The organism is Yinghuangia sp. YIM S10712, assembly GCF_051388935.1.
In the GTDB taxonomy this organism is placed as follows: domain Bacteria; phylum Actinomycetota; class Actinomycetes; order Streptomycetales; family Streptomycetaceae; genus Yinghuangia.
In genome coordinates, this window is sequence record NZ_JBPKBI010000004.1 from 74,420 (window position 1) to 75,052 (window position 633).

General features: G+C 71.2%; 1 protein-coding gene. It reads left to right on the forward strand.

Features of this window, described 5'->3' with window-relative positions; genetic code table 11:
- The first annotated feature begins 344 nt into the window (after window positions 1-344).
- On the forward strand, window positions 345-539 hold the full coding sequence (locus ACRX5W_RS12390; protein WP_436788117.1) for a DUF5999 family protein: 195 nt from the start codon (window positions 345-347) through the stop codon (window positions 537-539).
- Window positions 540-633 lie beyond the last annotated feature (94 nt).

Genomic DNA, 633 nt, shown 5'->3' on the forward strand with positions numbered 1-633 from the left:
CCCCGCTGCCGTTCAGGTAACGACACAGCGGTCGGCTGGAGGGCGCCAGGGCCTGTTACTTAACCTGGGCAAGCAATCTTCGTGCGGCGGTGCCGGCCCAGGCCCGGCGCCGCCGCCCCCGCCGACGGCCGGCCCGGGTTGCCGGTATGACCCTCACGGGGTAAACGCGGTGGGACGCGTGGGTGAGAACTCGGCAATCGGCTGCGCGGGCCCGCGCGCGGGCGCAGGATGGGACCCGACACGAGTCAGGTCGTGTCACATGCAACGCACCAATCCCCCAAGGCCGGTCGGCAGGCGCCCGGCCCGACGCGAGTCATCGCGTCGCTCATCGAAAAGGTACGAAGATGTGCCAGCACCAACCGCAATGCCCACCGGCCGACAGCCCTGATCGGGAGGCCGCGCACGTGGTCGCGGCCCACCCGGAGCAGGGTTGGAGCCTGCTGTGCAACGGCGTCGTCCTGTTCGAGGACACCGGGGAACTTCTCCCGGACGGCCGGATGATCGCACCGCACCGGCCCCGCGTCCGCCTCGCCGCCTGACCGTTCTCACGGGGCCGCTCGGCGAGAGCAGCGGCGCGGACCCACCGGGCCGTACGACACGGTGGTGGGAATCAGGGGTGAAAACGTCGGAGGG

Coding starts and splice junctions, on each gene's coding strand:
- ACRX5W_RS12390 (WP_436788117.1), top strand. CDS start 345: ATGTGCCAGCACCAACCGCAATGCCCACCGGCCGACAGCCCTGATCGG.